Below are 25,456 nucleotides of genomic sequence, written 5' to 3'. Positions count from 1 at the left end.
CCGGTCGTCCGGTGCGGAGAGAGTGGTCCGGTCCATGCCCCCACCCGACCGAAGGTGACCCATGCTCTCCCCACGAACCCGACTCCGGCGTGCGGCGTCGGCGACGCCCGCCGTGTTGTGCGCGGCGCTCGTCGCCGGCCTCCTCGCCGCCGGTCCCGCCGCGGCCCAGCCCGGACCCAAGCCCGCCCCGCTCGTCGCCGACGCGATCGAGCTGTCGGCCGCGGACGCCGAGCTCTCGCTCGCACCGCTCGGCACCTACGAGAGCGGGGTCTTCGACGAGTCCGCCGCCGAGATCGTCGCGTACTTCGACGAGCGCCTCTACGTCGTGAGCGCGCAGGCCGGCCTCGTCGAGGTGCTCGACGTGAAGAAGCCGTCGAAGCCGAAGAAGGTCGGCGAGCTCGTCGCCGACGGCATCCCGAACTCGGTCGCCGTGCGCGCCGACGGACTCGGCGTCGTCGCCCTGGAGGACGCCGACGACAAGACCGCTCCGGGTCGACTGGTGTTCTTCGACGCGACGAAGAAGACGCCGCGCGTGCTCGGCAGCGTGGTCGTCGGCGCCCTGCCCGACATGGTCGCGCTCTCGGCGGACGGCACGCGGGCGGTCGTCGCGAACGAGGGCGAGCCGGCCGACGACTTCGCGAGCGACCCCGAGGGGTCGGTCGCCGTGGTGGCCCTGCCCGCGACGGTCGCGGCGGCGAGCCAGGGCGACGTGCGCATCGCCGACTTCCATGCCTTCGAGACGGATGGCACGAAGGAGCTGCGAGCCGAGGTGCGCGTGTTCGGACCGACGCCCGAGGCCGACCTCCCGGTGTCGCGGAACCTCGAGCCCGAATACGTCGCGATCGACGGCGGCACCGCGTACGTGACGCTCCAGGAGGCGAACGCCGTCGCCGTCGTCGACCTCGAGACGGCGACCGTCGAGGAGATCCTGCCGCTGGGCTTCGTCGACCACTCGGTCGCGGGGCACGCCATCGACGCGTCGGACCGTGACCCGCAGGGTGCGCCGACCTACGCTGCGCGCACCTTCGAGGGGCTGAAGGGCATGTACCTGCCCGACGGCCTCGCGGCGTACGAGGCGGGCGGCGAGACCTGGCTGGTGTCGGCGAACGAGGGCGACGCGCGCGAGTGGGGCGACTACGTCGAGCCGGCGCGCGTCAAGGACCTCGGCAAGGGCGGCCTCGCGCCGATCTGCGCGTCGAGCCCGGTCGCGGAGCTGAAGGGCGACGCCGATCTCGGGCGCCTCAACGTCTCGACGGCGATGGGACTCAGCGCCGACGGGAGCTGCTACGAGGAGCTGTACGCGTTCGGCTCGCGCTCGTTCTCGATCTGGTCGACCGCCGGCGAGCTCGTGTTCGACTCGGGTGAGGACTTCGAGCGCTTCACGCACGAGGCCGCTCCCGAGTTCTTCAACTCGAACCACTCCGAGTCGAACCTCGAGGGGCGCAGCGACGACAAGGGCCCGGAGCCCGAGAGCCTCGCGATCGGCGAGGTCGACGGTCGCACCTATGCCTTCATCGGCTTCGAACGCGTCGGCGGGGTCGCCGTCTACGACATCACCGAACCGACGGATGCCGCGTTCGTGACCTACCTCAACCACCGCGACTTCTCGGTCTCGGTCGAGGTCGACGGCGTCGAGCGCCTCTCGGAGGCGGGCGACCTCGGTCCGGAGGGCCTCACGTTCATCCCGGCGGCCTCGAGCCCGACGGGAGCGCCGATGCTCGCGGTCGCGAACGAGGTGTCGGGCACCACGACGCTGTACGCGATCGACGCGGCGACCGCCGCGGAGTAGCCGCACGGAGAGGACGGGGGCGGTGGAACCCGAGGCCACCGCCCCCGGCCGGTCGCGTTCCCCGATGGCGCGACCGGCCGTGCCGCGACCCTGGCCGAGGCGTGATCGTCCGTACCCACCCCGGACGGGGGACACGGGTCCATGCCCTCGCCGGCACGTTCACACTTTCGGGTGACGCCGGCACTCATCCCGACTGAGAGAATCGGACGCATGTCCGTGCTCGCGAAGCTCAGCATGCGGAATCGCGCCCTCATCGCCCTCGTCACGATCGTCGTCGCCATCTTCGGCGGCATCGCGCTCAACGGACTCAAGCAGGAGCTCGCGCCGTCCATCCAGCTCCCGCAGCTGTCGATCATCACCGCCTACCCCGGCGCATCACCCGACGTGGTCAACGCCGACGTGTCGACGCCGGTCGAGACCGCGATCCAGGGCATCACGGGCCTCGAGTCGACCTCGACCACGAGTTCGACGGGCATCTCGCGCGTGGTCGCGAGCTTCACCTTCGGCACCGACCTCGCCTTCGCCGAGCAGAAGCTCCTCTCGGCGGTCAACCGCATCGCGCCCGACCTGCCCGAGGACGTCGAACCACAGGTCGTCGCCTTCAGCTTCGACGACCTGCCCGTGCTCGCCGTCGCGGTGACCGGGGCCGAGGACCCGTCGACGCTCTCCGACGAACTGGTCCGCACGACGCTGCCCGAGATCCGCGACATCGACGGGGTGCGCGACGCGACGCTCGTCGGCGACCAGGGCCGGCGCGTGGTCATCACGCCCGACCAGGCGCAGCTCGCGGCCTACGGGCTCACGAGCCAGGCCATCCGCGACGCGCTGCAGCAGAACGGCGTGCTGCTGCCGGCCGGCGAGATCACCGAGGGCGACTCGACGTTCGCGGTGCAGGCCGGAACGCGGCTCGGCAGCGTCGAGGACATCAGTGCGCTGCCCCTGCTCGGCGCGACCGAACCGCAGGCGGCGCCCGAGCTCGACGCCGACGGCAACCCGATCGAGCCCGAGGCCGGCGCACTCCCAGACGGGGAGATCGGCACCGGCACCGGCGCCGAGACCGGGACCGGCGCCGATCTCGGCCTGGACGCCGCCACGGGCCTTCCCGCCGCGCCCGCGCCCGTCGCGCTCACCATCGGCGACGTGGCGACCGTCGAACTCACCGAGAACCCGCAGACGAGCATCTCGCGCGTGAACGGCGAGCCGGCGCTGGCGATCTCGGTCACCAAGCTGCCCGCCGCGAACACCGTCGAGGTCTCGAACGCGGTGCGCGACGCACTGCCCGACCTGCAGGCGGCGCTCGACACGACCAACCCCGGCGCCGAGTTCACGGTCGTGTTCGATCAGGCGCCGTACATCGAGAAGTCCATCGAGTCGCTCGCGGTCGAGGGCCTGCTCGGCCTCGTGTTCGCGGTGCTGGTGATCCTCGTCTTCCTGATGTCGGTGCGCGCGACCCTCGTCACCGCGATCTCGATCCCGACCTCGGTGCTCATCACGTTCATCGGCCTGCAGGCCGCCGACTACACGCTGAACATCCTCACGCTCGGCGCGCTGACGATCTCGATCGGCCGCGTCGTCGACGACTCGATCGTCGTGATCGAGAACATCAAGCGCCACCTCGTCGCGGGCGTCGACAAGGCGTCGACGATCATCCACGCGGTACGCGAGGTCGCCGGCGCGATCACGGCGTCGACGGTCACGACGGTCGCGGTGTTCCTCCCGATCGCACTCGTCGAGGGCGTCACGGGCGAGCTGTTCCGTCCGTTCTCGCTGACCGTCACGATCGCGCTGCTGGCGTCGCTGCTCGTCTCACTGACGATCGTGCCGGTGCTCGCGTACTGGTTCCTGAAGCCCGCGAAGCCCGCGAAGGGCCAGAGCGAGCAGGATGCCGCGGCGGCGGCCGCATTCGTCGACGAGGTGTGGCTCGCCCCCGAGCTCCGCAATGCCGACGGCGGCACGGGCCTGCGGCCCAAGCCGGCACCGGATGACGCGCCCCGACCGGCCACGACGGGCACCGCCGCACCGGTCGACGAACTCGAGCACCCGTCGCGCCTGCAGAAGGGCTTCCTCCCGATCCTCGGCTGGACGCTCCGGCACTCGGCGGTGACGATCATCGTCGCGGTGCTCGTGCTCGCCGGCACGGTCGCGCTCGCGCCGCTCATGAAGACGAACTTCCTCGGCTCGAGCGGTCAGAACACGTTCCGCGTCACCCAGGAGCTCCCAGTCAGCTCGAGCCTGGAGTACATGGCCCAGGCGTCGATCCCGGTCGAGGAGGCCATCCGCGGCGTCGAGGGCGTCGAGACCGTGCAGACCTCGATCGGCACGTCGACCGGCGGCGGCGCCCTCGCGGCGTTCGGCGGCGGCGGGTCGACCGTGGCGTACAACGTCACGACCGACGAGGACGCCGACCAGGAGGCGTTGCAGGCGGAGGTCCGGGCCGAGCTCGCCGAGCTCGACGACACCGGTGAGATCACCGTGTCGGCGCAGAGCGGCTTCGGCGCCTCGAGCGACATCGAGGTCGACATCACGGCGTCCAACCAGGAGGATCTCCGCGACGCGACCGACGCCGTCGTCGCCGAGCTCACGGAACTCGACTCGCTGAGCCAGGTCACCTCGAACCTCGAGGAGTCGCGACCCTACATCGCGGTCCAGGTCGACCGGCGGAAGGCCGCCGACGTCGGATACTCCGAGGTCGCGCTCGGCGGCGTCGTCTCCGCCGAGATGCAGCCCCAGGCGGCGGGGTCGATCGTGATCGACGAGCAGACGCTCACGATCTACCTCTCGGGCGGCGCGCCGCCCGCGTCCGTCGCAGAGCTCCAGGCGCTCGAGGTGCCCACGCCCACCGGGCCGGTCCGCCTCGACTCGCTCGCCACCGTCGCGCAGGTCGACGGCCCGGCCTCGGTCACGACCGTCAAGGGACTGCGGAGCTCGACCGTCTCCGCCACGCCGGCGGGCGACGACCTCGGCGCCGCCAGCGGGCAGGTGCAGCAGGCGCTCGCCGCGGTCGACCTCCCCGCCGGCACGTCGGCGTCGATCGGCGGCGTCACGGCCGACCAGCAGGAGTCGTTCTCGCAGCTCGGCCTCGCGCTGCTCGCGGCGATCCTGATCGTGTACGTCGTCATGGTCGCGACGTTCCGGTCGCTGCTGCAGCCGCTGCTGCTGCTCGTCTCGGTGCCGTTCGCGGCCACCGGCGCCATCCTGCTGCAGATCATCACGGGCATCCCGCTCGGCGTCGCGTCGCTCGTCGGCGTGCTCATGCTCGTCGGCATCGTCGTGACCAATGCCATCGTCCTCATCGACCTCGTGAACCAGTACCGGGAGCGCGGCATGAGCGTGCGCGACGCCCTGCTGCACGGCGCCTCGCGCCGACTCCGGCCGATCCTCATGACGGCGCTCGCGACGATCTTCGCGCTGCTGCCGCTCGCGCTCGGGCTCACGGGCAGCGGCGGGTTCATCTCGCAGCCGCTCGCGCTCGTCGTGATCGGCGGACTGCTGTCGTCGACCGTACTCACGCTGCTCGTGCTGCCGGCGCTGTACGACCTCGTCGAGGGTGGGCGCGAGCGTCGCCGCATGAAGCGCGCGGCGAAGCGCGCCGCGGCCGAATCGGGCGAGGCCGGCGGCGGAGCGGATGCCACGGCTCCCGTCGGCACGGGCTCCTAGCGCTCGATCCGCCCGGGTGTCGGCGGTATCCGGCAGCATGGGTTCCATGGAACGCACGACGATCGACGTCGACGGCTGGCTGGCCGAGCTGGAGGGGCCGCGGGCCGATGCGGCACGCGAACTCGACCGCGTCATCGCCGCCGAGTTCACCGGGCTCGATCGGGCCCTGTGGCAGGGCGTGTTCTGGGGCGGCACCGAGCAGTCGATCATCGGGTACGGCGCGATCACGCAGTCGCGTCCGCGCGGCGAGCCGGTCGAGTGGTTCCTCGTGGGGCTGGCCGACCAGGCCGCGCACCTCAGCGTCTACGTCAACGCCGCCGAGGAGGGCGAGTACCTGGTCAAGCGTCGCGCCGGCGAGCTCGGTCGCGTGAAGGTCGGCTCCGCGGCGATCCAGATCGCCTCGCTCGACCGGCTCGACCGCGACGGATTCGTGCGCCTCCTGCGCCGCGCACGAGAGCTCGCGCCCGAGGCGCGCTGAGCGTCACGTCGACCGCGGTTCACCGAACCTTCACCGGAACGTCGCGTCGCGCCCACCCGTCGGGCTGCGGGGAGTCCGTACCGTCGAGGCATGTCCAGCGAGGTGCCGCTCCATCAGCGGGTGACGAGCACGCTCCGCGAGCGCATCGGGCGCGGCGAATGGCCGGCCGGCATGCGCCTGCCGAGCGAGGCGGCGTTGTGCCGCGAGTTCGGCCTCTCCCGCGGGCCGGTGCGGCGCGCGCTCGCCGTGCTGCGCGAGGAGGGGTTCATCGTCGGCGGTCGCGGCCGCGCCCCGATCGTCGGCCGGGTCGTGCCGACGCAGCCGTTCTCGACGTTCTCGTCGTTCACAGCCTGGGCTCGCTCGATCGGCAAGACACCCGGCCAGCGCACCATCGAATCCGCGAGCCGGCCTGCCCCGTCGACGGTCGCCGGCTTCCTCGGGCTCGACGAGGGCGCCGCCGTCGTGCAGGTCGTCCGCGTGCGCACGCTCGACGACGTGCCCACGATGGTCGAGCGCACGTCGTTCCCGCCCGAGGTCGGCGCGCTGCTCGACGACATGGACTGCGACCGAGGGTCGCTGCACGCGCACCTCATCGCCAAGGGCGTCGACCTGCGACGCGCCCGGCACACGATCGACGCGGTCGCGGCGAACCCGCTCGACGCCGAGTCGCTCGACGTCGGCCAGGGCAGCCCGCTGCTGCGCGAGCGCCGGATCACCTACGACTCCGCCCGCCGCCCGCTCTCGTACGCCGACGACCGGTATCGGCCCGAGCTCGCGACATTCACGATCGAGAACGAGGTCGACCGCCGCACGCCGTTGACGCGGTCGCAGCCCGACGACCAGGGCAGGCGCCGATGATCAGCCTCGTGGTGCTCGGGTTCGAGGGTGCCGTCGTGCGGCGGTCGACGGATGCCGGCGCCCCGCCGGTCGCATTGCGCGGCGTCCAGGCGACGCTCGTCGAGCTGCGCCGCCGGGGCGTGCGCGTCGCGCTCGTGTGCGAGCCCGATCGGGCGATCGCCGAGGCGTCGCTCGACGCGCTGGGCTGGACGGGGGTGCCCGGCGCACCGGCCGGCCCGGTCGACGCCGTCGTGTGCGGCGACGAGGTCATCGCACCGCCGCCCGCGCCGTACGCGGTCCACCATGCGATGGAGCTGACCGGCACGCTCGACGTCCGGCAGGTGCTCGTGGCCGGCGATTCCCTCGCGTTGCTCGAGGCGGGCCGCGCCGCCGGAGCCGGATGGGTGGTCGGCGTGCTCAGCGGCGCCGCCCGGCGGGCCGAGCTCGAGGGCGGGCCGCACGACGCCATCCTCTCCGACGTCAACGACCTCATCGCGCTCGCGATGCCCGCGGCGCCGGCCCGGTAGGCGGAGCTAGCCGACGTTCAGGCCGAGCGGCGTGCCCTGGTGGAACAGCATGCGCGGCCGGTCGCCGGCGATCCGCCAGAGCGAGCTGCGCCGGCTGCGCGCGCCGTCGGCGTCGAGCGTGTAGGTCAGCAGTGCGAGGTCGGGTGCCACGAGCTCGACGTGCTCGCCCGTCACGACCGCCGACTGCACGTCGACGGCATCGGGACCGGTCATCACGTCGATGAGCTCGTCGCGCGTCCAGAGCCGTCCGCTGCGCCCGATCTCGCGGAACGACTCGTGGAGCAGGTCCTCCAGCGCCGTGGGATCGCGTCGCACCTCGGGTTCGAGCAAGCGCCGTTCCGCTCCCGTCACCAGTACCGCGATCGCCTCGTCGTCCATGCCGGGAGCCTACGCCTATGGCCGCGGCGCGCCGAGGCGGACCGGCCGGGTGCCCGGCCGGCGGCACCCGCATCGAGTGGGCGATCTTGGCGGTCGCCGTCCTGCGGACGGCGCCAGGATCGCCCACTCGATGTGTCAGGCCCGCTCGAGTGCGGCCCGCGCGGACGCCTCGGGCCGCAGGTCGAGGCGCCGCAGCAGCTGCGCGTTGGCGGCGACGATGATCGTCGACAGCGACATCAGGATGGCGCCGACCGACATCGGCAGCACGAACCCGATGGGCGCGAGCACGCCCGCCGCGAGCGGCACCGAGATCAGGTTGTACCCGGCCGCCCACCAGAGGTTCTGCTGCATCTTGCGGTACGAGGCGCGCGACAGCTCGATCACCGAGAGCACCGAACGCGGGTCGCTCGAGGCCAGGATGACGCCGGCCGAGGCGATCGCGACATCCGTGCCGGCGCCGATGGCGATGCCCACGTCGGCCTGGGCGAGCGCCGGGGCGTCGTTGACGCCGTCGCCGACCATCGCGACCGAGAGGCCCTCGCGCTGGAGCTCCTGGACCTTCGCCGACTTGTCCTCCGGCCGCACACCGGCGAAGACCCGGTCGATGCCGAGCTCGGCGGCGACCGTGCGGGCCACCGGCTCCGCATCGCCCGTGATCATCACGACCTGCACGCCGACGGCGTGCAGCGCGTCGACGGCCTCGCGCGACTCGGGCCGGATCTCGTCGGCCAGCGCGATCGCCCCGGCGACCTCGTCGCCGACGACCACGTGCAGCACGGTGGAGCCGCGCTGGGCCCACGCGGCCGACTCCGGCAGCGGGTCGAGCCCTTCGCGGGCGAGCAGGCCCGGACCGCCGACGTGCACCTCGCGCCCGGACACGCGCGCGGTGACGCCCACCGCGGCGGAGGCCGCGAAGCCGGTTGCCGCCTGCAGTGCGAGCGAGCGTCGACCCGCCTCGGCGACGATGGCCTTCGCGAGCGGGTGCTCGGAGTCGTGCTCGGCCGATGCCGCGAGGGCGAGCACCTCGTCGAGATCGTGCCCGGGGGCCGCCGCAGCATCCGTCACCGCCGGCTCGCCCTTGGTGAGGGTGCCGGTCTTGTCGAAGAGCACGGCCTGCACGGTGCGCATCGTCTCGAGCGCGAGCCGGTCGGTGACGAGCACGCCGCCGCGGGCCGCGCGCTCGGTCGCGATCTGCACGACGAGCGGGATGGCGAGGCCGAGCGCGTGGGGGCAGGCGATCACGAGTACCGTCACGGTGTGGATGACGCCCTCGTCGGGCAGGCCCACAGCCGCCCAGGCGACAGCCGTGATCGCGGCGGCGACGAGCGCGAACCAGAACAGCCAGCCGGCGGCGCGGTCGGCGAGGCGCTGCGCGCGCGAGCTCGATGCCTGGGCCTCGGCCACGAGGCGCTGGATGCCGGCGAGCGCGGTGTCGTCGCCGACCGCGGCGACGCGCACCCGGATCGCGGTGTCGGTCGCCACGGTGCCGGCGACGACGCGGTCGCCGGGACCGCGGCTGACGGTGCGGGACTCGCCGGTGATCATCGACTCGTCCACTGCGGCGGTGCCGTCGACCACGTCGCCGTCGGCCGGCACGCGGCCGCCGGGGCGGACGATCACGACGTCGCCGACGGCGAGCTCGGACGGCGAGACCGTCTCGACCGTGGTCGTGGCATCCGTGCCCCCGCTGCTCGAGCCTGTCGAGACCACGCGCTCGGCCTCGTCGGGCAGCAGTGCGGCCAGCGCGTCGAGCGCCGACGAGGTCGCCGCGAGCGAGCGCATCTCGAGCCAGTGGCCGAGCAGCATGATCACGATGAGGAGCGCGAGCTCCCACCAGAAGTCGAGGTGATGCGGGAAGATCCCGAGGCTCGCGCCGAGCGACGCGACGTAGGCGACCGTGATGGCGAGCCCGATGAGGAGCATCATGCCGGGCTTGCGCGCCTTCAGCTCGGACCAGGCGCCGGTGAGGAACGGCGAACCGCCCCAGAAGTACAGCACCGAGCCGAGCACCGGCGGGATCCACTGCACGATCGGGTTGTCGGGCAGCTCGTAGCCGAGCAGGTCGGCGAACATGCCGCTGAAGGCGATCGTCGGGATCGCGATGACGAGCATGATCCAGAAGAGCCGGCGGAACTGGCCGACGTGGTCGCCGTGGCCCGCGTGCCCGCCGTGACCGGCGTGGGCCATCGCGCCGGCGTGGGCGTCGTGACCCGCGTGCGCCTCGTGCCCGGCGTGCCCCGCATGCTCGGCGTGCGCCTCCGTGGCGATCGTGCCGGATGCCGCGTGGTGCTCGTGCCCCGAGTGCCCCGAGTGCTCGGCGTGCGCGTCGTGCCCCGCGTGCGTGTCGTGCCCCGCGTGCATGTCGTGCCCCGCGTGCATGTCGTGCCCCGCGTGCGGATCGTGCGTCGCGTGCTCGTCGTGCTGCGTGTCCATGGTGACCTCCCAGAACCTGGGTCCGAAATATACCCCTATGGGGTATCAGGCACAACCCGTCCGGCACCGACATCATTCCCCGATCCGACCGATCCCGCATCCATCGCGCGGGCCTTCCGTCCGTTGCGACCGCGGCGGCGCCGCCCGGAGGATGGAACCATGGCCGCGATTCCGGGAGAGACCTCGATCGGGCTCGATCCGGCGCGCACCGACGTCGACGAGGTCGCCCGTCGCCTCGGGGTCGACCCCGAGCGCGGACTCTCGGCCGGCGACGCGGCCGCGCGCCTCGCCGTCCACGGCGCGAACGAGTTGCGGAGCGCGAGACGCAACCCCTTCTGGCGCCGCGTGCTCGCGCAGGTCGCCGATCCGCTCATCCTGCTCCTGCTCGCCGCGGTCGTGATCTCGGTGATCGCCTGGCTCGTCGAGGGCGCCGAGGGCTGGCCGATCGACGCGGTCGTGATCCTGGGCATCATCGTGCTGAACGCGGTGCTCGGCCTCGTCCAGGAGTCGCGGGCCGAGCGCGCCGTCGCGGCGCTGGCGGTGATGACGCAGGCCCACTCGACCGTGCTCCGCGACGGCGAGCTGCGCACCGTCGCGAGTGCCGGGCTCGTCCCCGGCGACATCCTCGTGCTCGCCGAGGGCGACCAGGTCGGCGCCGACGCCCGGCTGTTCCGCGCCGCCACGCTGCAGGTGGCCGAGGCCTCGCTCACCGGCGAGAGCGCTCCGGTCGCGAAGCGCCCCGACACGCTCGCCGACGAGGTGCCGCTCGGCGACCGTCGCGACATGGTGTTCAAGGGCACGGCCGTCAGCCGCGGCACGGGCCGGGCGATCGTGACCGCGACCGGCATGTCGACCCAGATGGGCGCGATCGCGACCATGCTCGACGAGACCGAGGACGAGCCGACGCCGCTCCAGGTCGAGGTGGGCCACCTCGGCCGCATGCTCGGCCGCATCGTGGTGGTCATCGCGATCGTCGTGATGCTCACGGTCGCGCTCGTACAGGGCGTTCGCACGCCGGCCGAGTTCGTGACCGTGCTGCTGCTCGGCGTCTCGCTCGCGGTCGCGGCCGTGCCGGAGGGGCTCCCGGCGATCCTGTCGCTCGTGCTCGCGCTCGGGGTGCAGCGGATGGCGCGGCGCAACGCCGTCGTGAAGGCGCTCTCGAGCGTCGAGACGCTCGGCTCCGCCTCGGTGATCTGCACCGACAAGACCGGGACCCTCACCACCAACCAGATGACCATCCAGCGCGTCGTGACCGCGTCGGGCGCGGTCGACCTCGCCGGGGTCGGCTACGAGCCCGTGGGTGCGGCGACGGTCAAGGGCCGGCCGCTCGAGGCGGGGCCGCTGCGCCTCGAGGCGCAGATCGTGCTCGGCGCGGGTTCGCTCGCCAACGATGCCCAGCTCGCCGAGCACGGCGGCGAATGGGCGATCGAGGGCGACCCGACCGAGGCGGCGTTCCTCGTCGCCGCCCGCAAGGTCGAGGGCACGACGACCGAGGCGGCCCGGTACGATCGCGTCGGCGAGGTGCCGTTCAGCTCCGAACGCAAGATGATGTCGACCGCGCACCGCCATGAACGCGGTGACCTCGTCGTGCTGAGCAAGGGCGCGCCCGACGTGCTGCTGCGGCACTGCACGCGCATCCAGGTCGGGGCCGAGGTCGCCGCGCTCGACGCGGTGCGTCGGGCCCGCGCGCTCGCCGAGGCCGAGGCGCTGTCCGAGGAGGCGTTCCGCACGATCGGGGTCGCGTATCGTCCCGCCCCGGAGCTCGAGGGCGGCGAGGGCCGTGCGGATGCCGCGGGCTTCGACGAGTCGGCCGAGGAGGATCTCGTCTACGCGGGCGTCGTCGGCATCATCGACCCGCCCCGCCCCGAGGTCCGGCCGGCGATCGCGGAGGCGCGCGCCGCCGGCATCCGGGTGGTCATGATCACGGGCGACCATCCGGCGACCGCGGCGCGCATCGCGCGCGACCTCGGCATCATCGGCGACGAGGGGATCGCGCTGCCGGGCGCGCGGCTCGACGGGATGGACGAGCGCCAGCTGCGCGACGCGGTGCGCACGGTATCGGTGTTCGCGAGGGTCGCACCCGAGCACAAGCTGCGGATCGTCGACGCGCTGCAGGCCGAGGGCCTGATCGTCGCGATGACCGGCGACGGCGTGAACGACGCGCCCGCGCTCAAGTCGGCCGACATCGGCATCGCGATGGGCATCACGGGCACCGAGGTCACGAAGGAGGCGGCGAACATGGTGCTCGCCGACGACGACTTCGCGACGATCGTGCACGCCGTTCGCGAGGGCCGGGGCATCTTCGACAACATCCGGAAGTTCCTGCGCTACCTGCTCTACTCGAACATGGGCGAGGTGCTCACGGTGTTCCTCGGCGTGGTGTTCGCGGGGGCGCTCGGCTTCACGGCGGCGAGCGACGGTGGGCTGGTGCTGCCGCTGCTGGCGACGCAGATCCTCTGGATCAACCTCGTCACCGACTCGGGTCCGGCGCTCGCGATGGGCGTCGATCCCGAGATCGACGACGTCATGGCGCGCCCGCCGCGCGGCATCCACGACCGGGCCATCGACCTCGGCATGTGGATCGGCATCGGGGTCACGGGGCTGGTGATCGCGGTGGTCACGCTGCTCACGATGGACGTGTTCCTGCCCGGCGGCCTCGTGCCGGGCGGCTCCGACTCGTTCGACGTCGCCCGGACGGCGGGCTTCACGACGCTCGTGTTCGCGGGGCTGTTCACGGCGTTCAACGCACGCTCGGCGACCTCGAGCGCGTTCCGCGGGCTGTTCACGAACGGCTGGCTGTGGGGTGCGGTGGGGCTCGCGGTCGTGCTGCAGGTCGCGGTCGTGTCGCTGCCCGTGCTGCAGGTCGCGTTCGGCACCGCGCCGCTCGACGCCGCGCACTGGGCGGTCTGCGCCGGCATGGCGTCGGTCGTGCTGTGGGTCGAGGAGCTCCGCAAGCTCGGCATCCGCGTGGCGATGCGGCGGCGGGCGGGTGGCGCGGCGCTGGTGGTCGAGTAGCAGCGAAGCGGCGTATCGAAACCCGGTTCGCGCTGCGTGAACATGCGCGCGATCGGCAGGCCGCCCGTGCTGTGATGACGGCATGGACCTGCTCATCCTCGGTGGAACCCAGTGGCTCGGACGCGCGCTCGCGCAGGAGGCGCTCGCACGCGGGCATCGGGTGACGTGCCTCGCTCGCGGCGAGGCGGGCGCGATCGCGCCGGGCGCCGACCTCGTCGTCGCCGACCGCGATCAGGCCGGCACGGCCGCGTACGACGCCGTGGCCGGGCGCGAGTGGGACGCCGTGATCGACCTGACCCGGCAGCCCGGGCACGCGCGCCGGGCGGCGGCCGCGCTCGCCGGGCGCGCGCGGCACGTGACGTTCATCTCGTCGTGCAGCGTGTACGCGCGTCACGACGAGCATGGCGCCGACGAGTCGGCCGCCCTGCTTCCCGCTCTCGCGTCCGACGAGTCGACGCCCGAGACCTACGGCGAGGCGAAGGTCGCGTGCGAGGACGCCTGGCGCGACGCGGGACCCGAGCGGCTGCTCGTCGTCCGGCCGGGACTGATCGCCGGCCCCGGCGATCCGTCCGACCGTGCCGGGTACTGGGTCGCGCGGTCGGCGCGGGACGACCTGCCCATGCTCGTGCCCGACATCCCGGATGCCGCGGTGCAGGCGATCGACGTTCGCGACCTCGTGGCCTTCGTGCTCGACGCAGTCGAGCGCGGGCTCGAGGGCACGTTCGACGCGGCCGGCGAGCCGACGACGTTCGCGGACTGGCTCGCGGTCTCGCGTGAACTCGGCGGGCACGACGGCGAGCTCGTCGCGGCATCCGGCGACCGTCTCGGCGAACTCGGCATCCAGGAGTGGTCCGGGCCCGACTCGCTGCCGCTGTGGATCGTCGACCCGACCTGGGATGCGTGCCTCGACCGCTCGAACGCCGCCGCGGTGCGCGAGGGGCTGCGGCTGCGTCCGCTGCGGGACACGCTCACCGACGTGCTCGCCTGGGAGCGCGAGGCCGGCCTCGATCGCGAACGGCGCGCGGGCCTCGGCGCCGCGCGCGAACGCGAACTCGTGGGGGTCCTTCGGCCCTGAATCATCGGTCGCGGCGACCTACGATCCAGTCAGCGGGGCCGGGCGGCCGCGCTGCATCGGAGGTGAGGCGGGTGTTCTGGGATCACTACGGCATGGGCTGGGGCTGGAGCTGGGTCTGGGTGCTCCTGCCGATCCTCCTCATCGTCGCGGCAGTGGTCGTCGTGATCGTGCTGCTCACGAACCGGTCGGCTGATGCGTCGCACCATCCGGGACCGGTGCCGCCCGAGCACCGGGCGGCCCCGCCGACGGGCACCGCGCGGTCGATCGTCGCGGAACGGCTCGCCCGCGGAGAGATCACGCCCGACGAGTACCGCGAGATCGTGCGCGCGCTCGACGAGACGCCGCCGCCGGGGCCGTGACCGCCGCCGTGGACGTCGGCGGCACGTCCGGAATCGCAGACGCGGCGCGGCGCGCGACCCGTCCGGCGCGGCATCCGCGTCGCTAGCGTCGAACCCATGGCACTCTCGCACGATCCGCTCTGGCCCCGCGCGGGGGACTGGCCGCGCCTCGAGGAGCTCGCCCCGGGCGCGCGCGCCGACCTGGCGCTGCTCGGCGTGCCCGCGTGGCGCACGTCGCTCTCGCCGACGAACTCGTACGCGACGCCGGCCGCGATCCGGGATGCGCTGCGGCGATACAGCCCGGCGCTGGTGCCCGATCGGGCGGCGGCGGCGACGGCGACGGATGGCGCGCCCGCCCCGGCGCGACCGGTGGGCGTCGTCGACCTCGGCGCACTCGCGTGCGCCGACGCCGGTGACATCGAGGAGCCCGACGGGGAGGCCGGCGAGGCGCGCACGCGCGCCCGGGCCGCCGAGGTGCTCGCGCGCTCCGAGACGCTCGTCGCCCTCGGCGGCGACAACTCGGTCACGGTCGCGACCGCGCTCGGCGCGTGGGGCGACGACCTCGCCCGTGCCGGGCTGGTCACGATCGACGCGCACTACGACCTCCGCGACGGCGTCTCCAACGGCTCGCCCGTGCGGCGGCTCGTCGAGGCGGGCCTCGACCCGCGCCGCATCGTGCAGGTCGGCATCCAGGACTTCGCGAACTCCGCCGCGTACGCACGCCGGGCGGCCGAGCTCGGCATCACCGTGATCCACCGCGACGAGCTGCACGGCCGCCCGCCGGCGGAGGTCATGGCGGAGGCGCTCGAGGTCGCCGGCGCCGCGGGCGGCCCGGTGCACCTCGACGTCGACGTCGACGCGTGCGACCGCTCGGTCGCGCCCGGCTGCCCCGCGTCGGTCCCGGGCGGGCTCGCGGCGTGGGAGCTGCGTGCGCTCGTCCGCGCCGCGGCATCCGACCCGCGCCTGCGCAGCGCCGACCTCGCCGAGATCGACGCGACCGCCGACACGCCCGACGGCCGCACGGTGCGGCTCGCGGCGCTGTGCGTGCTCGAGTTCGCGGCGGGAATCGCGACGAGGATCGCCGCCTGAGGGTGCCGCCGGCCGCGAGCGGTGGCAGACTCTGCGCATGAAGACGCTGGTGCTCGTCCGGCACGCGAAGTCGGCGTGGGGCGATCCGACGCTCGCCGACCACGACCGGCCGCTCAACGACCGCGGACTGCGCGACGCGCCCGAGATGGGCCGCCGCATCCGTGAACGCGGCATCGTTCCCGGCGCGATCCTCTCCAGCACCGCGGTGCGCGCCCGGAGCACGGCCGAGGCGATCGCGGCGGAGCTCGGCGTGGCGCCCGGCGCGCTCACGCTCGACGAGCGGTTGTACGGTTCCTCGCCCGAGACGATCCTCGACGTCGTGGCCGAGACCGACGACGAGCTGTCGACCGTGCTCGTCGTCGCGCATGACCCCGGCATGTCCGACCTGGCGTACCGGCTCTCGGGCGAGATCGAGCACATGCCCACGTGCGCGGTCGCCGAGTTCCGGTTCGCGGCGTGGTCGTGGTCGGAGATCGCGAAGACGGAGCCGGTCGAGGTGCACCTCGACACGCCGCGCTGACGCGACGCGTCGAGTTCGCCGGCGGCTCGATCCGTCCGGTGCTCGGCCTCAGTCGGCGGATGCCGCGAGCATGCGCCGCACGTAGGGCGTCGCCGGTTCGGCGGCGAGCTCGGCCAGCGCGCCGCGCTGCGTGACGCGCCCGCCCTCGAGCACGAGCACCGAGTCCGCGAGGGCCGCGGCGTCGGCGGGGCTGTGCGTGACGAGCACGGTCGCCCCGCCGAACTCGCGCACGTGCGCGGCGAGCTCGGCGCGCATGTCGTCGCGCAGCTCGACGTCGAGCGCCGACATGGGCTCGTCGAGCAGCAGCACGTCGGGCTCGGCCGCGAGCGCCCGAGCGAGCGCGACCCGCTGCGCCTGTCCGCCCGAGAGCTCGCCGGGCAGCCGGTCGGCGAGCGCCGCGAGCCCGTACCGCTCGAGCCACGGCTCGGCGGCGGCGCGCGCCGCCGCGCGCGACCCGCGCATGCGCGCTGGGAACGCGACGTTGTCGCGCACGGTGAGGTGGGGGAACAGCACGTAGTCCTGGAACACCACGCCCACGCGCCGCCGCTCGGGCGGCAGGCCGTCGACGACGCGGTCGCCGATGCGCACTCCGCCCGCGTCGACCGGCACGAGCCCGGCGACGGCCGCGAGCAGCGTGGTCTTGCCGGCGCCGTTCGGGCCGATGATCGCGAGCGGATGTCCCGGCGCGACGTCGAACGCGGCGGCGACCGTGTGCGCGCCGCGCGTGACGGTCACGTCGGCGTGGAGCACCGGGTGCCCGGTCGGAGTGGCGGCGGCGGGCGTCATCCGCGCACCCCCGGCGTCCAGCGGTCGCGGAGGAGCAGCAGCACGCCGACCGACACCGCGAGCAGCAGCAGCGCGAGCGCGACGGCCTCGTCGGGGTCGGTCTGCATCGCGAGGTAGCTCGCGATCGGCAGCGTGCGCGTCACGCCCGGGAGCGATCCGGCGAACGTGATCGTCGCGCCGAACTCGCCGAGCGCGCGCGTGAAGCACAGGATGGCGCCGGCCGCGACGCCGGGCGCGACGAGGGGCAGCGTGACGTGGCGGAAGACCTGCGAGCGCGACGCGCCGAGCGTGGCGGCGGCGAGCTCGGTGCGGCGATCGGCCGAACGAAGCGCGCCCTCGACCGCGAACACGAGGAACGGCATGGCCACGAAGACCTGCGCGAGCACGACCGCGCCGGTCGTGAACGGCACGGTGAGGCCGAACCACTCGTCGAGCGCACCGCCGACCAGACCGCGCCGCCCGAGCAGCAGGAGCAGCGCGATGCCGCCGACGACGGGCGGCAGCACGAGCGGCACGGTCACGGCCGCGCGCAGCACCCGGCGGGGGAGCACCGACCATCCGGTCGACCTCGCGAGCAGCGCCGCGAGCGGCACGCCGAGCACGAGGCACACCGCGGTCGCGAGCACGGCCGTCACGATCGAGAGCACGAGGGCCTCGACCACGGACTCGCGCGTCACGAGCTCGGCCAGGTCGCCCCACGGTGCACGCACGACGAGCGCGACGAGTGGCAGGGCCAGGAACGCCAGGCCGACGCCCGCGAGCACGGCGACGGGCCAGGCGAGCCGGCCGGGCGGGCGCGGCGCGCGGCGGGCGCCGGCCATCAGGGCGCCCCGAATCCGAGCCGTTCGAGCACCCCGCGCGCCTCGGCACCGGTCGCGAAGGCGACGAACGCCGCCGCCGCGTCGGGGTCGGCCGCGTCGGCGAGCGCTGCGATCGGGTAGCGGTTGACGACGGATGACGCGGCCGGCACCTCGTTGCCCTCGACCGCGTCGCCCGCCGCGAGCACGTCGGTTCGGTACACGAGCCCCGCGTCGACCTCGCCGAGCGACACCTTCGTGAGCACCGCCTTCACGTCGGACTCGAGCGTGTCGGGCTGCGCGGCGACGCCCTCGGCGTCGAGCAGCGTCGCCGACGCGGCGCCGCACGGCACCGAGACGTCGCAGAGCGCGATCCGCAGGTCGGCGCGGGCGAGGTCGTCGAGCCCGGACACGTCGCCCGGGTTGCCTGCGGGCACGACGAGCTCGAGCGTGTTCGTCGCGAACACGACGGGGTCGGCCGCGAGGCCCGCGTCGACGAGCCCCTGCATGGGCGGCTCCGCCGCGGCGGCGAACACGTCGGCAGGGGCGCCCTCGACGACCTGCTGCGCCAGCGTGGCGCTGCCGCCGAGGTTCAGCGCGACCTCGACCGACGGATGGCGCGCCTCGAACTCGTCGGCGAGTTCCTCGAACGCCTCGGTGAGGGAGGCCGCGGCGAAGACCGTGAGCGAGGACGGCCCGAGCTCGCCGGACTCCGGGGACGCGGGTGGGGCGGTGCCGTCGCCGGGGGCGGGGGCGCACCCCGCCAGCGCGAGGCCGACGACGGCGAGGCCCGCGAGCGCGGCGGCGCGCCGCGACATCCGCGTCACGCCTCGCCTCCCGGTGGGAGCTCGATCGAGACGACCGTGGCCTTCGCGCTGGCGGCGGCGAGGACGCCCGGTTCGAGGCCGAGCTCGTCGGCGGCCTCGCGGCTCATGAGCGAGACGACGCGGAACGGCCCGGCACGCAGCTCGACCTGCGCCATGACGCCGTCGCGGTGCACCGCGGTCACGATTCCGACGAATCGGTTGCGCGCCGACGCGCGGGCGAGCGGGAAGGCGTCGGCGAGTGCCCCGCCCTCGGGCTGGTCGGCGAGCAGCCGCACGAGCTCGGTGCCCTCGACGACCTGCATGCCGTTGGCCGCACGGCCGAGCGCCAGCCGGCCCTGGTCGGCCCAGCGGCGTACGGTGTCGTCGCTCACCCCCAGAAGGGCCGCGGCTTCGCTGATGCGGAACTGCGTCATGATCGCATCCGCGTATGCGTGGTCATTCCGCGATCATAGCCGCGGATGCGGTTCGGCGCCCTTACGCGGGCGGACCGCCGGCGGCGCGCCCGTGGAGCTCGCGCCAGCGGTCGGCGGAGAGCACCATGATGCGCTCACGTCCGCCGGTCGGACCCTCCGCGAACCCGAGCCGCTCGGCCAGGCCCTTGGACGCCGTGTTCGCCCAGGCCATGTGCGCCTCGCACCGCGCCGCGCCGAGCCGGCCGAACGCGAGCTCGAGCATCGCCTCGGCCGCTTCGCGGGCGTACCCTCGACCCTGCCACTGCGGACCGATGACCCAGCCCACGTCGACGCGGCGGTCGACGCGATCGAGCGACCGCAGGTGCAGCGACGCGTCGCCGATGAGCTGTCCGTCGAGGATCACCGCGAGGGCGAGGAAGTCGTCGAGCTGTTCGAGCCGGGTGTGCCGCGTGCGATGTGCGAGGTGCACGAACGACTCGGCGCGCGTGCGGAGCGGCCACGACAGGTGCTCGACCACGCGCGGGTCGGACTGCAGCGCGTACCAGGCGTCGGCGTCGGCGAGCCGGTGCGGGCGGAGGAGCAGTCGCTCGGTGCGGAGGACCGGCGAGCGCACGCCGTCTGGGATGCGCGGCCCGCGCAGGAACCGGGGGCGCTGCGGCACCATCGAGCGCAGCAGGCGCGCGAACGAGTGCTCGTCGTGGTCGTCCACGTCGGGACGCCCCTCGCTCGTGCGACTCATGCTCAGCCCTTCGTGACGCTGGCGCGGTGCGGGCCTCGGTGTCGACCCGGTTCGGTCAGGCGCCCGGCGCGGGAGATCGACGTGTCGCCGGTACCCGAGCCGCGGGCCATGCCACTACGCTACGCCCGGATGCTGAGAAAGCGTCAGGCGTTGCGGCACTAGGATCGCGCGCGCTATGCAACCGCGCCGGTGTGCTCGGGTCCTGCGAGAATCGAGGCATGGCGGCCATCGACCCCGGCGCACCCCGGTATGCGCGGCAGCGCGTGCTGCCCGGCTTCGGCACGGCGGGCCAGCAGCGGCTCGCCGACGCGCACGTCGTGGTCCTCGGAGCCGGCGGGCTCGGCAGCGCCGTGATCCCGCCGCTCGCGGCCGCCGGCATCGGTCGCCTCACGATCGTCGACGACGACCGGGTCGAGGTGACCAACCTGCACCGGCAGACCCTGCACGCCGACGCCGACCTCGGGCGGCCCAAGGTCGACTCCGCGACGGATGCCGCGGCGATCCTCGCGCCCGATGCCGTGCTGCGCGGCGTGTCGGTCCGGTTCGACGAGGGCAACGCCGACGAGCTGCTCGACGGCGCCGACCTCGTGATCGATGGCACCGACGACATCCTCACCCGATACGTGGCCGACGCGGCCGCGGCCCGCGCCGGCATCCCGCTCGTATGGGGGTCGGCCGCGCGGTTCTCCGGGCAGGTCGGCGTCTCGTGGGAGGCGCGCGGCGTCTCGTACCGGGACCTGTTCCCCGAGCCGCCCGCCGACGCGGGCCTCAGCTGCGAGGTCGACGGGATCCTGCCGAGCGTGTGCACCGTGACCGGCGGGCTCATGGCGGGGGAGGCGCTCAAGCTGCTCACGGGCATCGGCGAGCCGCTCGTCGGCCGGGTCGCCGTGTACGACGCACTCACGGGGCGCACGCGGGAGATCGCCTATGCCCGAGCCGAGTCCTCCGGTGGTCGGGTAGCGCGCGAGGCGCCCGTCACGAGAGCCGCCTCCGCCGGTACTTCCAGCGGTGCGCCCGCCGGCGCACCTGCATCGGTCTTCGAGGTCGACGCCCTCGCGCTCGCCGACGAGCTCGCCTCGGCCGCGCCGCCGCTGCTGCTCGACGTGCGCGAGCCGTGGGAGGCCGACCTGGTCGCGATCCCCGGCTCGACGCTGATCCCGCTGCACGAGCTCGGGGGCCGGGAGCGCGAACTCGACCCCGCGGCATCCGTCGTCGTTTACTGCCACCTCGGCGTGCGTTCGCGGCTGGCGGCCCAGCACCTGGCCGCGATCGGCTTCGCCGACGTGCGCAACCTCGCGGGCGGCATCGATGCCTGGTCGCGCGCGGTCGACCCGAGCCTGGAGCGCTACTGATGCCCGATCGCATCCCCGTCGACGAGCACGGGCGGTTCGTCCGGTCGCTGCTCGCATCGCTCGGTGCCCGGCCGACCGAGCGGGTCGGGCTCGACGCCGCGCTCGGCCGGATCACCGCGTCGCCCGTGGAGTCGCCGATCGCGCTACCGCCGTTCCGCAACGCGCAGATGGACGGGTTCGCGGTCCGTGCCGTCGAGGTCGCGGACGCCCCGGTCGTGCTCCCCGTCGCCGGGGAGGTGGCCGCGGCGCCGGGCGCCCCTGCGGCACTCGCGGTCGGCACGGCGGTGCGGATCATGACCGGAGCGCCCGTCCCCGACGGCGCCGACGCGATCGTGCCCGTCGAGGACACGGAGCCGGGCGGCGACGGCGTCGTGCGCATCCTGCGGGGCCGGGCCGTCGGCGAGTACGTCCGCGAGGCCGGGTCCGACCTCGCCGCGGGGGCCGACGTGCTTCCGGCCGGCATCCGGCTCGCGCCGCGCCATCTCGCCGCGGCCGCGGCGTCCGGCCTCACCGAGTTGCTCGTGCGCGAGCGCGTCCGCGTGGCGATCGTGAGCACGGGCAGCGAACTGGTCGCGCCCGGCAGCACCCTCGGGCCGGGTGAGATCCCCGACGCGAACGGCGTCGCGCTCGTCGCGGGCGTCGAGGCCGCGGGCGCGGTCGTCGTGCACACGGCGCGCGTCCGCGACGACGTCGCGCGGCTGCGTGCCGAGCTCGACGCGGCGGTCGACGCGGGCGCCGAGCTCATCCTGACCAGCGGCGGCATCTCGCAGGGCGCGTACGAGGTCGTGCGCGAGCTCATGGAGCCGCTCGGCGCGTGGGTCGGCTCGGTCGCGATGCAGCCCGGCGGACCGCAGGCGACGGGCGTGTACCGGGGGGTTCCGCTCATCGGCTTCCCGGGCAACCCGGTGAGCGCGCAGCTGTCGTTCGCGCTGTTCGTCGCACCGTCGCTGCGTGCGATCGCCGGGTTGCCACCCGTGCGGGCCGAGCGGATGCCGCTGGCCGAGGCCGTGACGTCCGTCCCGGGTCGCCGGCAGTTCCTCCGCGGGCGGCGCCTGTCCGACGGGATGGCGCTTCCGGTCGGCGGCCCCGGGTCGCACCTGGTCGCCGCTCTCGCGGCGTCCGATCTGCTCATCGTCGTGCCCGAGGGCGTCACGTCGCTCGACGCCGGCGAACTCGTCGATACCGTGGACCTATGAGCTCGCTCACCCACCTCGACGACGACGGCCGCGCACGCATGGTCGACGTCGGCGGCAAGCCCGTGACGCACCGGGTCGCGATCGCCGAGGGCCGACTCGACACGACGCCCGAGGTCGTCGGGCTCGTCCGCAGCGAAGGCCTGAAGAAGGCCGACGTGCTGCCGACCGCGCGCATCGCCGGCATTGCGGGGGCGAAGCGGACCAGCGAGCTCATCCCGCTCGCGCACATCGTGCCGCTCGACGCGGTCTCGATCGACTTCGGCTTCGAGGAGGCCGCGGTCACGATCCGCGCGACCGTCTCGACGACGGCGCGCACCGGCATCGAGATGGAGGCGCTCACCGCCGTGGCCGTCGCGGGCCTCACGCTGCACGACATGGTCAAGGCCGTCGACCCGGCAGCGCGGCTCGGCGGCATCCGGCTCGTCGAGAAGCGCGGCGGCAAGCGCGGCGTCTGGCGGGCCGACGACGCCGACTCCGCTGGTCGGGGAGGACGCGAAGCGCCCGTTTCGAGATCCGTCGACGCGGATGCCGCGCCGTCGCGCCGCGCGATCGTGCTCGTCGCCTCGACCCGCGCGGCCGCCGGGACCGCCGCCGACACGACCGGCCCCGTGATCGTGCACTGGCTCGCCGAGCACGGCCTGGAGGCCGAGGCTCCGCGAGTGGTCGCCGACGCCGACATCGCACAGGCGCTCGCCGTCGCCGTCGCCGAGCGACCCGCCGTCGTCCTCACCACCGGCGGCACCGGGGTGAACCCCCACGATCGCACCCCCGAGGCCACGCGCGCGGTGCTCGACCAGGAGCTGCCCGGCGTCGCCGACGCGATCCGCGCGGCCGGGCGCGACGCGACGCCGACCGCGGCGCTCAGCCGTGCGCTCGCCGGCGTCGCCGGACGGACGATCGTCGTGAACCTGCCCGGCTCGCGCGGCGGCGTCGCCGACGGGCTCGCCGTGCTCGACGACCTGCTGCCGCACCTGCTCGACCAGGTCGCCGGCGGCGACCACGCCCCGCGCGGCCGGCACCCGCGGGGCGACGCCGCCGAGCACGGCCACGAGGCGCACGGGTCCACCCGGCCCAGCGGAGGCGACTCGCCGCCGACTGGCGAGGCCGACCGCCTCGAGCACGGGGGTGCCCCGCATGCCTGAGCCCGAGGTGTTCGCGCGCGTCACCACCGACCCGCTCGATCGCGCCGCGATCGAGGCGTTCGTGCTCTCACGCCAGGATGGCGCGCTGGTCACCTTCGAGGGCGTCATCCGCGACCACGACCACGGCGACGCCGTGACCGCCCTCGACTACGAGGCGCATCCCGAGGCCGAACGCTTCCTGCACGAGACGTGCGCCGAGGTCGGCCGGGAGACGGGGCTGCGCGTCGCCGCCGCCCACCGCGTGGGCGAGCTCGCGATCGGCGACGTCGCGCTCGTGGCCTCCGTCGCCGCCCCGCATCGCGCGGAGGCGTTCGCGGCGTGCGCGCTGCTCGTCGACCGCATCAAGGAGCGCACGCCGATCTGGAAGCGCCAGCACCTCGAGGGCGGCACCACCGAGTGGGTCAACCTCTGACGCATCTCACCGACGCGTGCGCTCAAAGCTGCGCGCCCGATGCGAGCCCCCGTCGTGGGGGGATCACGCCACGCTGCGGATGATCTCGATGAGCTCGTCGAGTCGGTAGCCATGTCGTCGCGCGTACTCGACGAGATCGCGGGAGCGGCGCACAACTTCGCCCCGTTCGGGTGAGGCGGCCACGGAGATGCTCGACCCCTGCGGAACTCGAGCAGGCCCTCGTCGCGCAGGGTGCGCAGTGCCCGCAGCACGGTGTTGGCGTTCACGCCCAGGACGGCGGCGAGGTCCTTCGCGGGTGGGAGGCGGTCGCCCGCGTTCGCCTCGCCGTCGGCGATGGCGCGGCGGATCTCGCCGGCCACCTGTTCGTGGAGGTCGACGGGGTCATCCTTGTCGATTTCCAGATGCACCATGGTGCTAATGATGCTATCATCATCCGAGGAAGGGACGGATCATGGTGGTCATCGCACCGCCGCATCGGCCCGACTCCCGCGATGCCGAATCCACCGTCGAGCCGGACCGGGGCGGCGAAGCCCTCATCGAAGAAGCCAAGCAGCACGCCCGACGGCGCAGACGCCGCGTCGCGGTCACCGCGGTACTGACCTCACTGGCGGTTGTCGTGGCGACCGGGCTCGCGTTCGGGTTCGCGGGAGCGACCGGTGAGCGCGGGCAGGAGTCCGCGGTAACGAAGGTCGATCTGGTTCCCGCGTACCCTGTGGCGAGCGCCGAGCTTGTCGCCTCGTTCTACACGCACTGGTCCTCCGGCGCGGGGGACAACTTCAGGTACGTGTACGACGACGGCCGGGTCATTTCCAGGCTCGGAGCGGGAGATTGGGAGCAGCAGTGGTTGACGCCGCACGGCGTCGAGCTGCTTCGGGCCGGGATCACCGCCAGCGGCATCCTCGGGCCGGACAGGTACGCGGAGGCCCCGGAATTCGGGTCGGGCGGATTCGTGCAACTGCGCATCGATGGCGCCCTGATGGTGGCCTGGCAACCACCGGGGCCGGCCGATGATGGTGCCGTCGCCGTGTTCGACCGCACTATCGGCCAGCTCATCCGGTTCGACAACTGGCTGCCCGCCGACGCGTGGGCGCAGCACGCGATGACGGCCTATGTGCCGCCCGGGTACGCGGTGTGCGCCGATGCTCATGCTGGTCGGAGTTCATTCGCGACCGCGGCCGACCGGGACGCTGCGATGGTGCACCTCCCCGAGGATGCCGCCGCCGTGCTCGCTGCCGGCCCGAGATTCCTGACCTTCGACGTCGAGGTCGATGCGTACATCGCGAGCGGGTCGTCTCCGAGCTCCGATGTCATCGGCTGCCGCCACCTCACGCCCGCGCAGGCGCAGTCCGTCGTCGACACCCTCGTCCGCGCGGGCTGGGGCGTAGAGCACTCCGGGCCGCCTCCCGCCGGCGAGCGCGTCGTGCTCGCCGAGCGCGAGCGCATCGACCCGTTCGACATGGGGTCCGTGGTTCCGGGAGTCGGGTGGGTGGGTGTGAGCTTCGGCCCGATCCTCCCGCACGGCGTCCCCGAGTTCGCGTCGTACGGGTGACGGTACGGCCCCGGGAACGGAATCCCTAGCGAAACGAGGGAACCTCATGAGCGCAATCCCGAAACTCGTAGTCGCGATCCTCCTGGCAGTGGGTCCGATGGCTGTCC

General features: G+C 73.8%; 22 protein-coding genes and 1 pseudogene. 15 read left to right on the top strand and 8 right to left on the bottom strand.

Features of this window, described 5'->3' with window-relative positions; translation table 11 throughout:
• Positions 1-61: 61 nt before the first annotated feature.
• The 5 genes from AC3RKB_RS03485 (at position 62) to AC3RKB_RS03465 (ending at position 7,288) form a co-directional block, all read left to right on the top strand.
• A complete protein-coding gene (locus tag AC3RKB_RS03485) occupies positions 62-1,789 on the top strand; it encodes a choice-of-anchor I family protein (protein ID WP_491434585.1) in 1,728 nt (575 codons plus the stop codon).
• Between the two features lie 210 nt (positions 1,790-1,999).
• Entirely contained in the window at positions 2,000-5,446 is a 3,447-nt protein-coding gene (locus AC3RKB_RS03480; protein ID WP_491434584.1) for an efflux RND transporter permease subunit, read from the top strand.
• 46 nt (positions 5,447-5,492) lie between these two features.
• Entirely contained in the window at positions 5,493-5,924 is a 432-nt protein-coding gene (locus tag AC3RKB_RS03475) for a hypothetical protein (protein ID WP_491434583.1), read from the top strand.
• Between the two features lie 90 nt (positions 5,925-6,014).
• Positions 6,015-6,782, top strand: coding sequence for a GntR family transcriptional regulator (locus tag AC3RKB_RS03470; protein ID WP_491434582.1), 768 nt, complete (start codon positions 6,015-6,017; stop codon positions 6,780-6,782).
• Positions 6,779-7,288 carry an HAD family hydrolase gene (locus tag AC3RKB_RS03465; protein WP_491434581.1) on the top strand — a complete coding sequence of 170 codons (510 nt, stop codon included), beginning with the start codon at positions 6,779-6,781 and terminating at the stop codon, positions 7,286-7,288. The genes AC3RKB_RS03470 and AC3RKB_RS03465 overlap by 4 nt, the downstream gene beginning before the upstream one ends.
• A 6-nt stretch (positions 7,289-7,294) precedes the next feature.
• Here the strand turns inward: AC3RKB_RS03465 and AC3RKB_RS03460 are convergent, their stop codons facing one another.
• Both AC3RKB_RS03460 and AC3RKB_RS03455 read right to left on the bottom strand, forming a co-directional pair.
• The gene (locus AC3RKB_RS03460; protein WP_491434580.1) at positions 7,295-7,666 is read right to left on the bottom strand and encodes a nuclear transport factor 2 family protein; all 372 of its coding nucleotides are present in this window, start codon (positions 7,664-7,666) and stop codon (positions 7,295-7,297) included.
• Positions 7,667-7,801: 135 nt separating this feature from the next.
• Positions 7,802-10,099 carry a heavy metal translocating P-type ATPase gene (locus AC3RKB_RS03455; RefSeq protein ID WP_491434579.1) on the bottom strand — a complete coding sequence of 766 codons (2,298 nt, stop codon included), beginning with the start codon at positions 10,097-10,099 and terminating at the stop codon, positions 7,802-7,804.
• A gap of 159 nt (positions 10,100-10,258) precedes the next feature.
• Here AC3RKB_RS03455 and AC3RKB_RS03450 point away from each other — a divergent pair, with 159 nt between their 5' ends.
• From AC3RKB_RS03450 to AC3RKB_RS03430, 5 genes are all read left to right on the top strand, one after another.
• Positions 10,259-13,114, top strand: coding sequence for a cation-translocating P-type ATPase (locus tag AC3RKB_RS03450; RefSeq protein ID WP_491434578.1), 2,856 nt, complete (start codon positions 10,259-10,261; stop codon positions 13,112-13,114).
• Positions 13,115-13,196: 82 nt separating this feature from the next.
• Positions 13,197-14,189, top strand: a complete 993-nt coding sequence (locus tag AC3RKB_RS03445) for an NAD-dependent epimerase/dehydratase family protein (RefSeq protein WP_491434577.1) — start codon at positions 13,197-13,199, stop codon at positions 14,187-14,189.
• Positions 14,190-14,260: 71 nt separating this feature from the next.
• Positions 14,261-14,548, top strand: coding sequence for an SHOCT domain-containing protein (locus tag AC3RKB_RS03440; RefSeq protein WP_491434576.1), 288 nt, complete (start codon positions 14,261-14,263; stop codon positions 14,546-14,548).
• Between the two features lie 96 nt (positions 14,549-14,644).
• On the top strand, positions 14,645-15,616 hold the full coding sequence (locus AC3RKB_RS03435; RefSeq protein ID WP_491434575.1) for an arginase family protein: 972 nt from the start codon (positions 14,645-14,647) through the stop codon (positions 15,614-15,616).
• Positions 15,617-15,653: 37 nt separating this feature from the next.
• Complete coding sequence (locus AC3RKB_RS03430; RefSeq protein ID WP_491434574.1) at positions 15,654-16,136, top strand: SixA phosphatase family protein; 483 nt, start codon at positions 15,654-15,656, stop codon at positions 16,134-16,136.
• Between the two features lie 48 nt (positions 16,137-16,184).
• On the opposite strand, the gene AC3RKB_RS03425 is transcribed toward AC3RKB_RS03430, so the two are convergent.
• The 5 genes from AC3RKB_RS03425 to AC3RKB_RS03405 form a co-directional block, all read right to left on the bottom strand.
• Positions 16,185-16,922 carry an ABC transporter ATP-binding protein gene (locus AC3RKB_RS03425; RefSeq protein WP_491434573.1) on the bottom strand — a complete coding sequence of 246 codons (738 nt, stop codon included), beginning with the start codon at positions 16,920-16,922 and terminating at the stop codon, positions 16,185-16,187.
• On the bottom strand, positions 16,919-17,743 hold the full coding sequence (locus AC3RKB_RS03420; protein ID WP_491434572.1) for an ABC transporter permease: 825 nt from the start codon (positions 17,741-17,743) through the stop codon (positions 16,919-16,921). Before AC3RKB_RS03420 ends, AC3RKB_RS03425 begins: the two co-directional genes overlap by 4 nt.
• Positions 17,743-18,537 (bottom strand): molybdate ABC transporter substrate-binding protein, encoded by a 795-nt coding sequence (modA, locus tag AC3RKB_RS03415; RefSeq protein WP_491434571.1) that lies wholly within the window; start codon positions 18,535-18,537, stop codon positions 17,743-17,745. The genes AC3RKB_RS03420 and modA overlap by 1 nt, the downstream gene beginning before the upstream one ends.
• A 5-nt stretch (positions 18,538-18,542) precedes the next feature.
• Positions 18,543-18,959, bottom strand: coding sequence for a TOBE domain-containing protein (locus AC3RKB_RS03410; RefSeq protein ID WP_491434570.1), 417 nt, complete (start codon positions 18,957-18,959; stop codon positions 18,543-18,545).
• Between the two features lie 61 nt (positions 18,960-19,020).
• On the bottom strand, positions 19,021-19,698 hold the full coding sequence (locus AC3RKB_RS03405; RefSeq protein ID WP_491434569.1) for a GNAT family N-acetyltransferase: 678 nt from the start codon (positions 19,696-19,698) through the stop codon (positions 19,021-19,023).
• 218 nt (positions 19,699-19,916) lie between these two features.
• On the opposite strand from AC3RKB_RS03405, the gene AC3RKB_RS03400 reads away from it, so the two are divergent.
• Genes AC3RKB_RS03400 through AC3RKB_RS03385 form a run of 4 tightly spaced genes read left to right on the top strand, consistent with a single transcriptional unit; the run spans position 19,917 to position 23,800 of the window.
• On the top strand, positions 19,917-21,050 hold the full coding sequence (locus AC3RKB_RS03400) for a ThiF family adenylyltransferase (protein WP_491434568.1): 1,134 nt from the start codon (positions 19,917-19,919) through the stop codon (positions 21,048-21,050).
• Positions 21,050-22,246 carry a molybdopterin molybdotransferase MoeA gene (locus AC3RKB_RS03395; RefSeq protein ID WP_491434567.1) on the top strand — a complete coding sequence of 399 codons (1,197 nt, stop codon included), beginning with the start codon at positions 21,050-21,052 and terminating at the stop codon, positions 22,244-22,246. The genes AC3RKB_RS03400 and AC3RKB_RS03395 overlap by 1 nt, the downstream gene beginning before the upstream one ends.
• On the top strand, positions 22,243-23,388 hold the full coding sequence (gene moaCB, locus AC3RKB_RS03390; protein WP_491434566.1) for a bifunctional molybdenum cofactor biosynthesis protein MoaC/MoaB: 1,146 nt from the start codon (positions 22,243-22,245) through the stop codon (positions 23,386-23,388). The genes AC3RKB_RS03395 and moaCB overlap by 4 nt, the downstream gene beginning before the upstream one ends.
• Positions 23,381-23,800, top strand: a complete 420-nt coding sequence (locus tag AC3RKB_RS03385; protein ID WP_491434565.1) for a molybdenum cofactor biosynthesis protein MoaE — start codon at positions 23,381-23,383, stop codon at positions 23,798-23,800. The genes moaCB and AC3RKB_RS03385 overlap by 8 nt, the downstream gene beginning before the upstream one ends.
• Before the next feature lie 200 nt (positions 23,801-24,000).
• On the opposite strand, the pseudogene AC3RKB_RS03380 reads toward AC3RKB_RS03385, so the two are convergent.
• Positions 24,001-24,210 (bottom strand): annotated as a pseudogene (locus AC3RKB_RS03380) (GntR family transcriptional regulator); the annotation flags it as partial.
• Positions 24,211-24,251: 41 nt separating this feature from the next.
• Between AC3RKB_RS03380 and AC3RKB_RS03375 the strand changes: the two are divergent.
• Positions 24,252-25,349 carry a hypothetical protein gene (locus tag AC3RKB_RS03375; RefSeq protein WP_491434564.1) on the top strand — a complete coding sequence of 366 codons (1,098 nt, stop codon included), beginning with the start codon at positions 24,252-24,254 and terminating at the stop codon, positions 25,347-25,349.
• Positions 25,350-25,456 lie beyond the last annotated feature (107 nt).

The organism is Agromyces capsici, from assembly GCF_058349965.1.
Note: the sequence above shows the minus strand (reverse complement) of the source record. Positions and strands in the feature narration are given on the sequence as shown.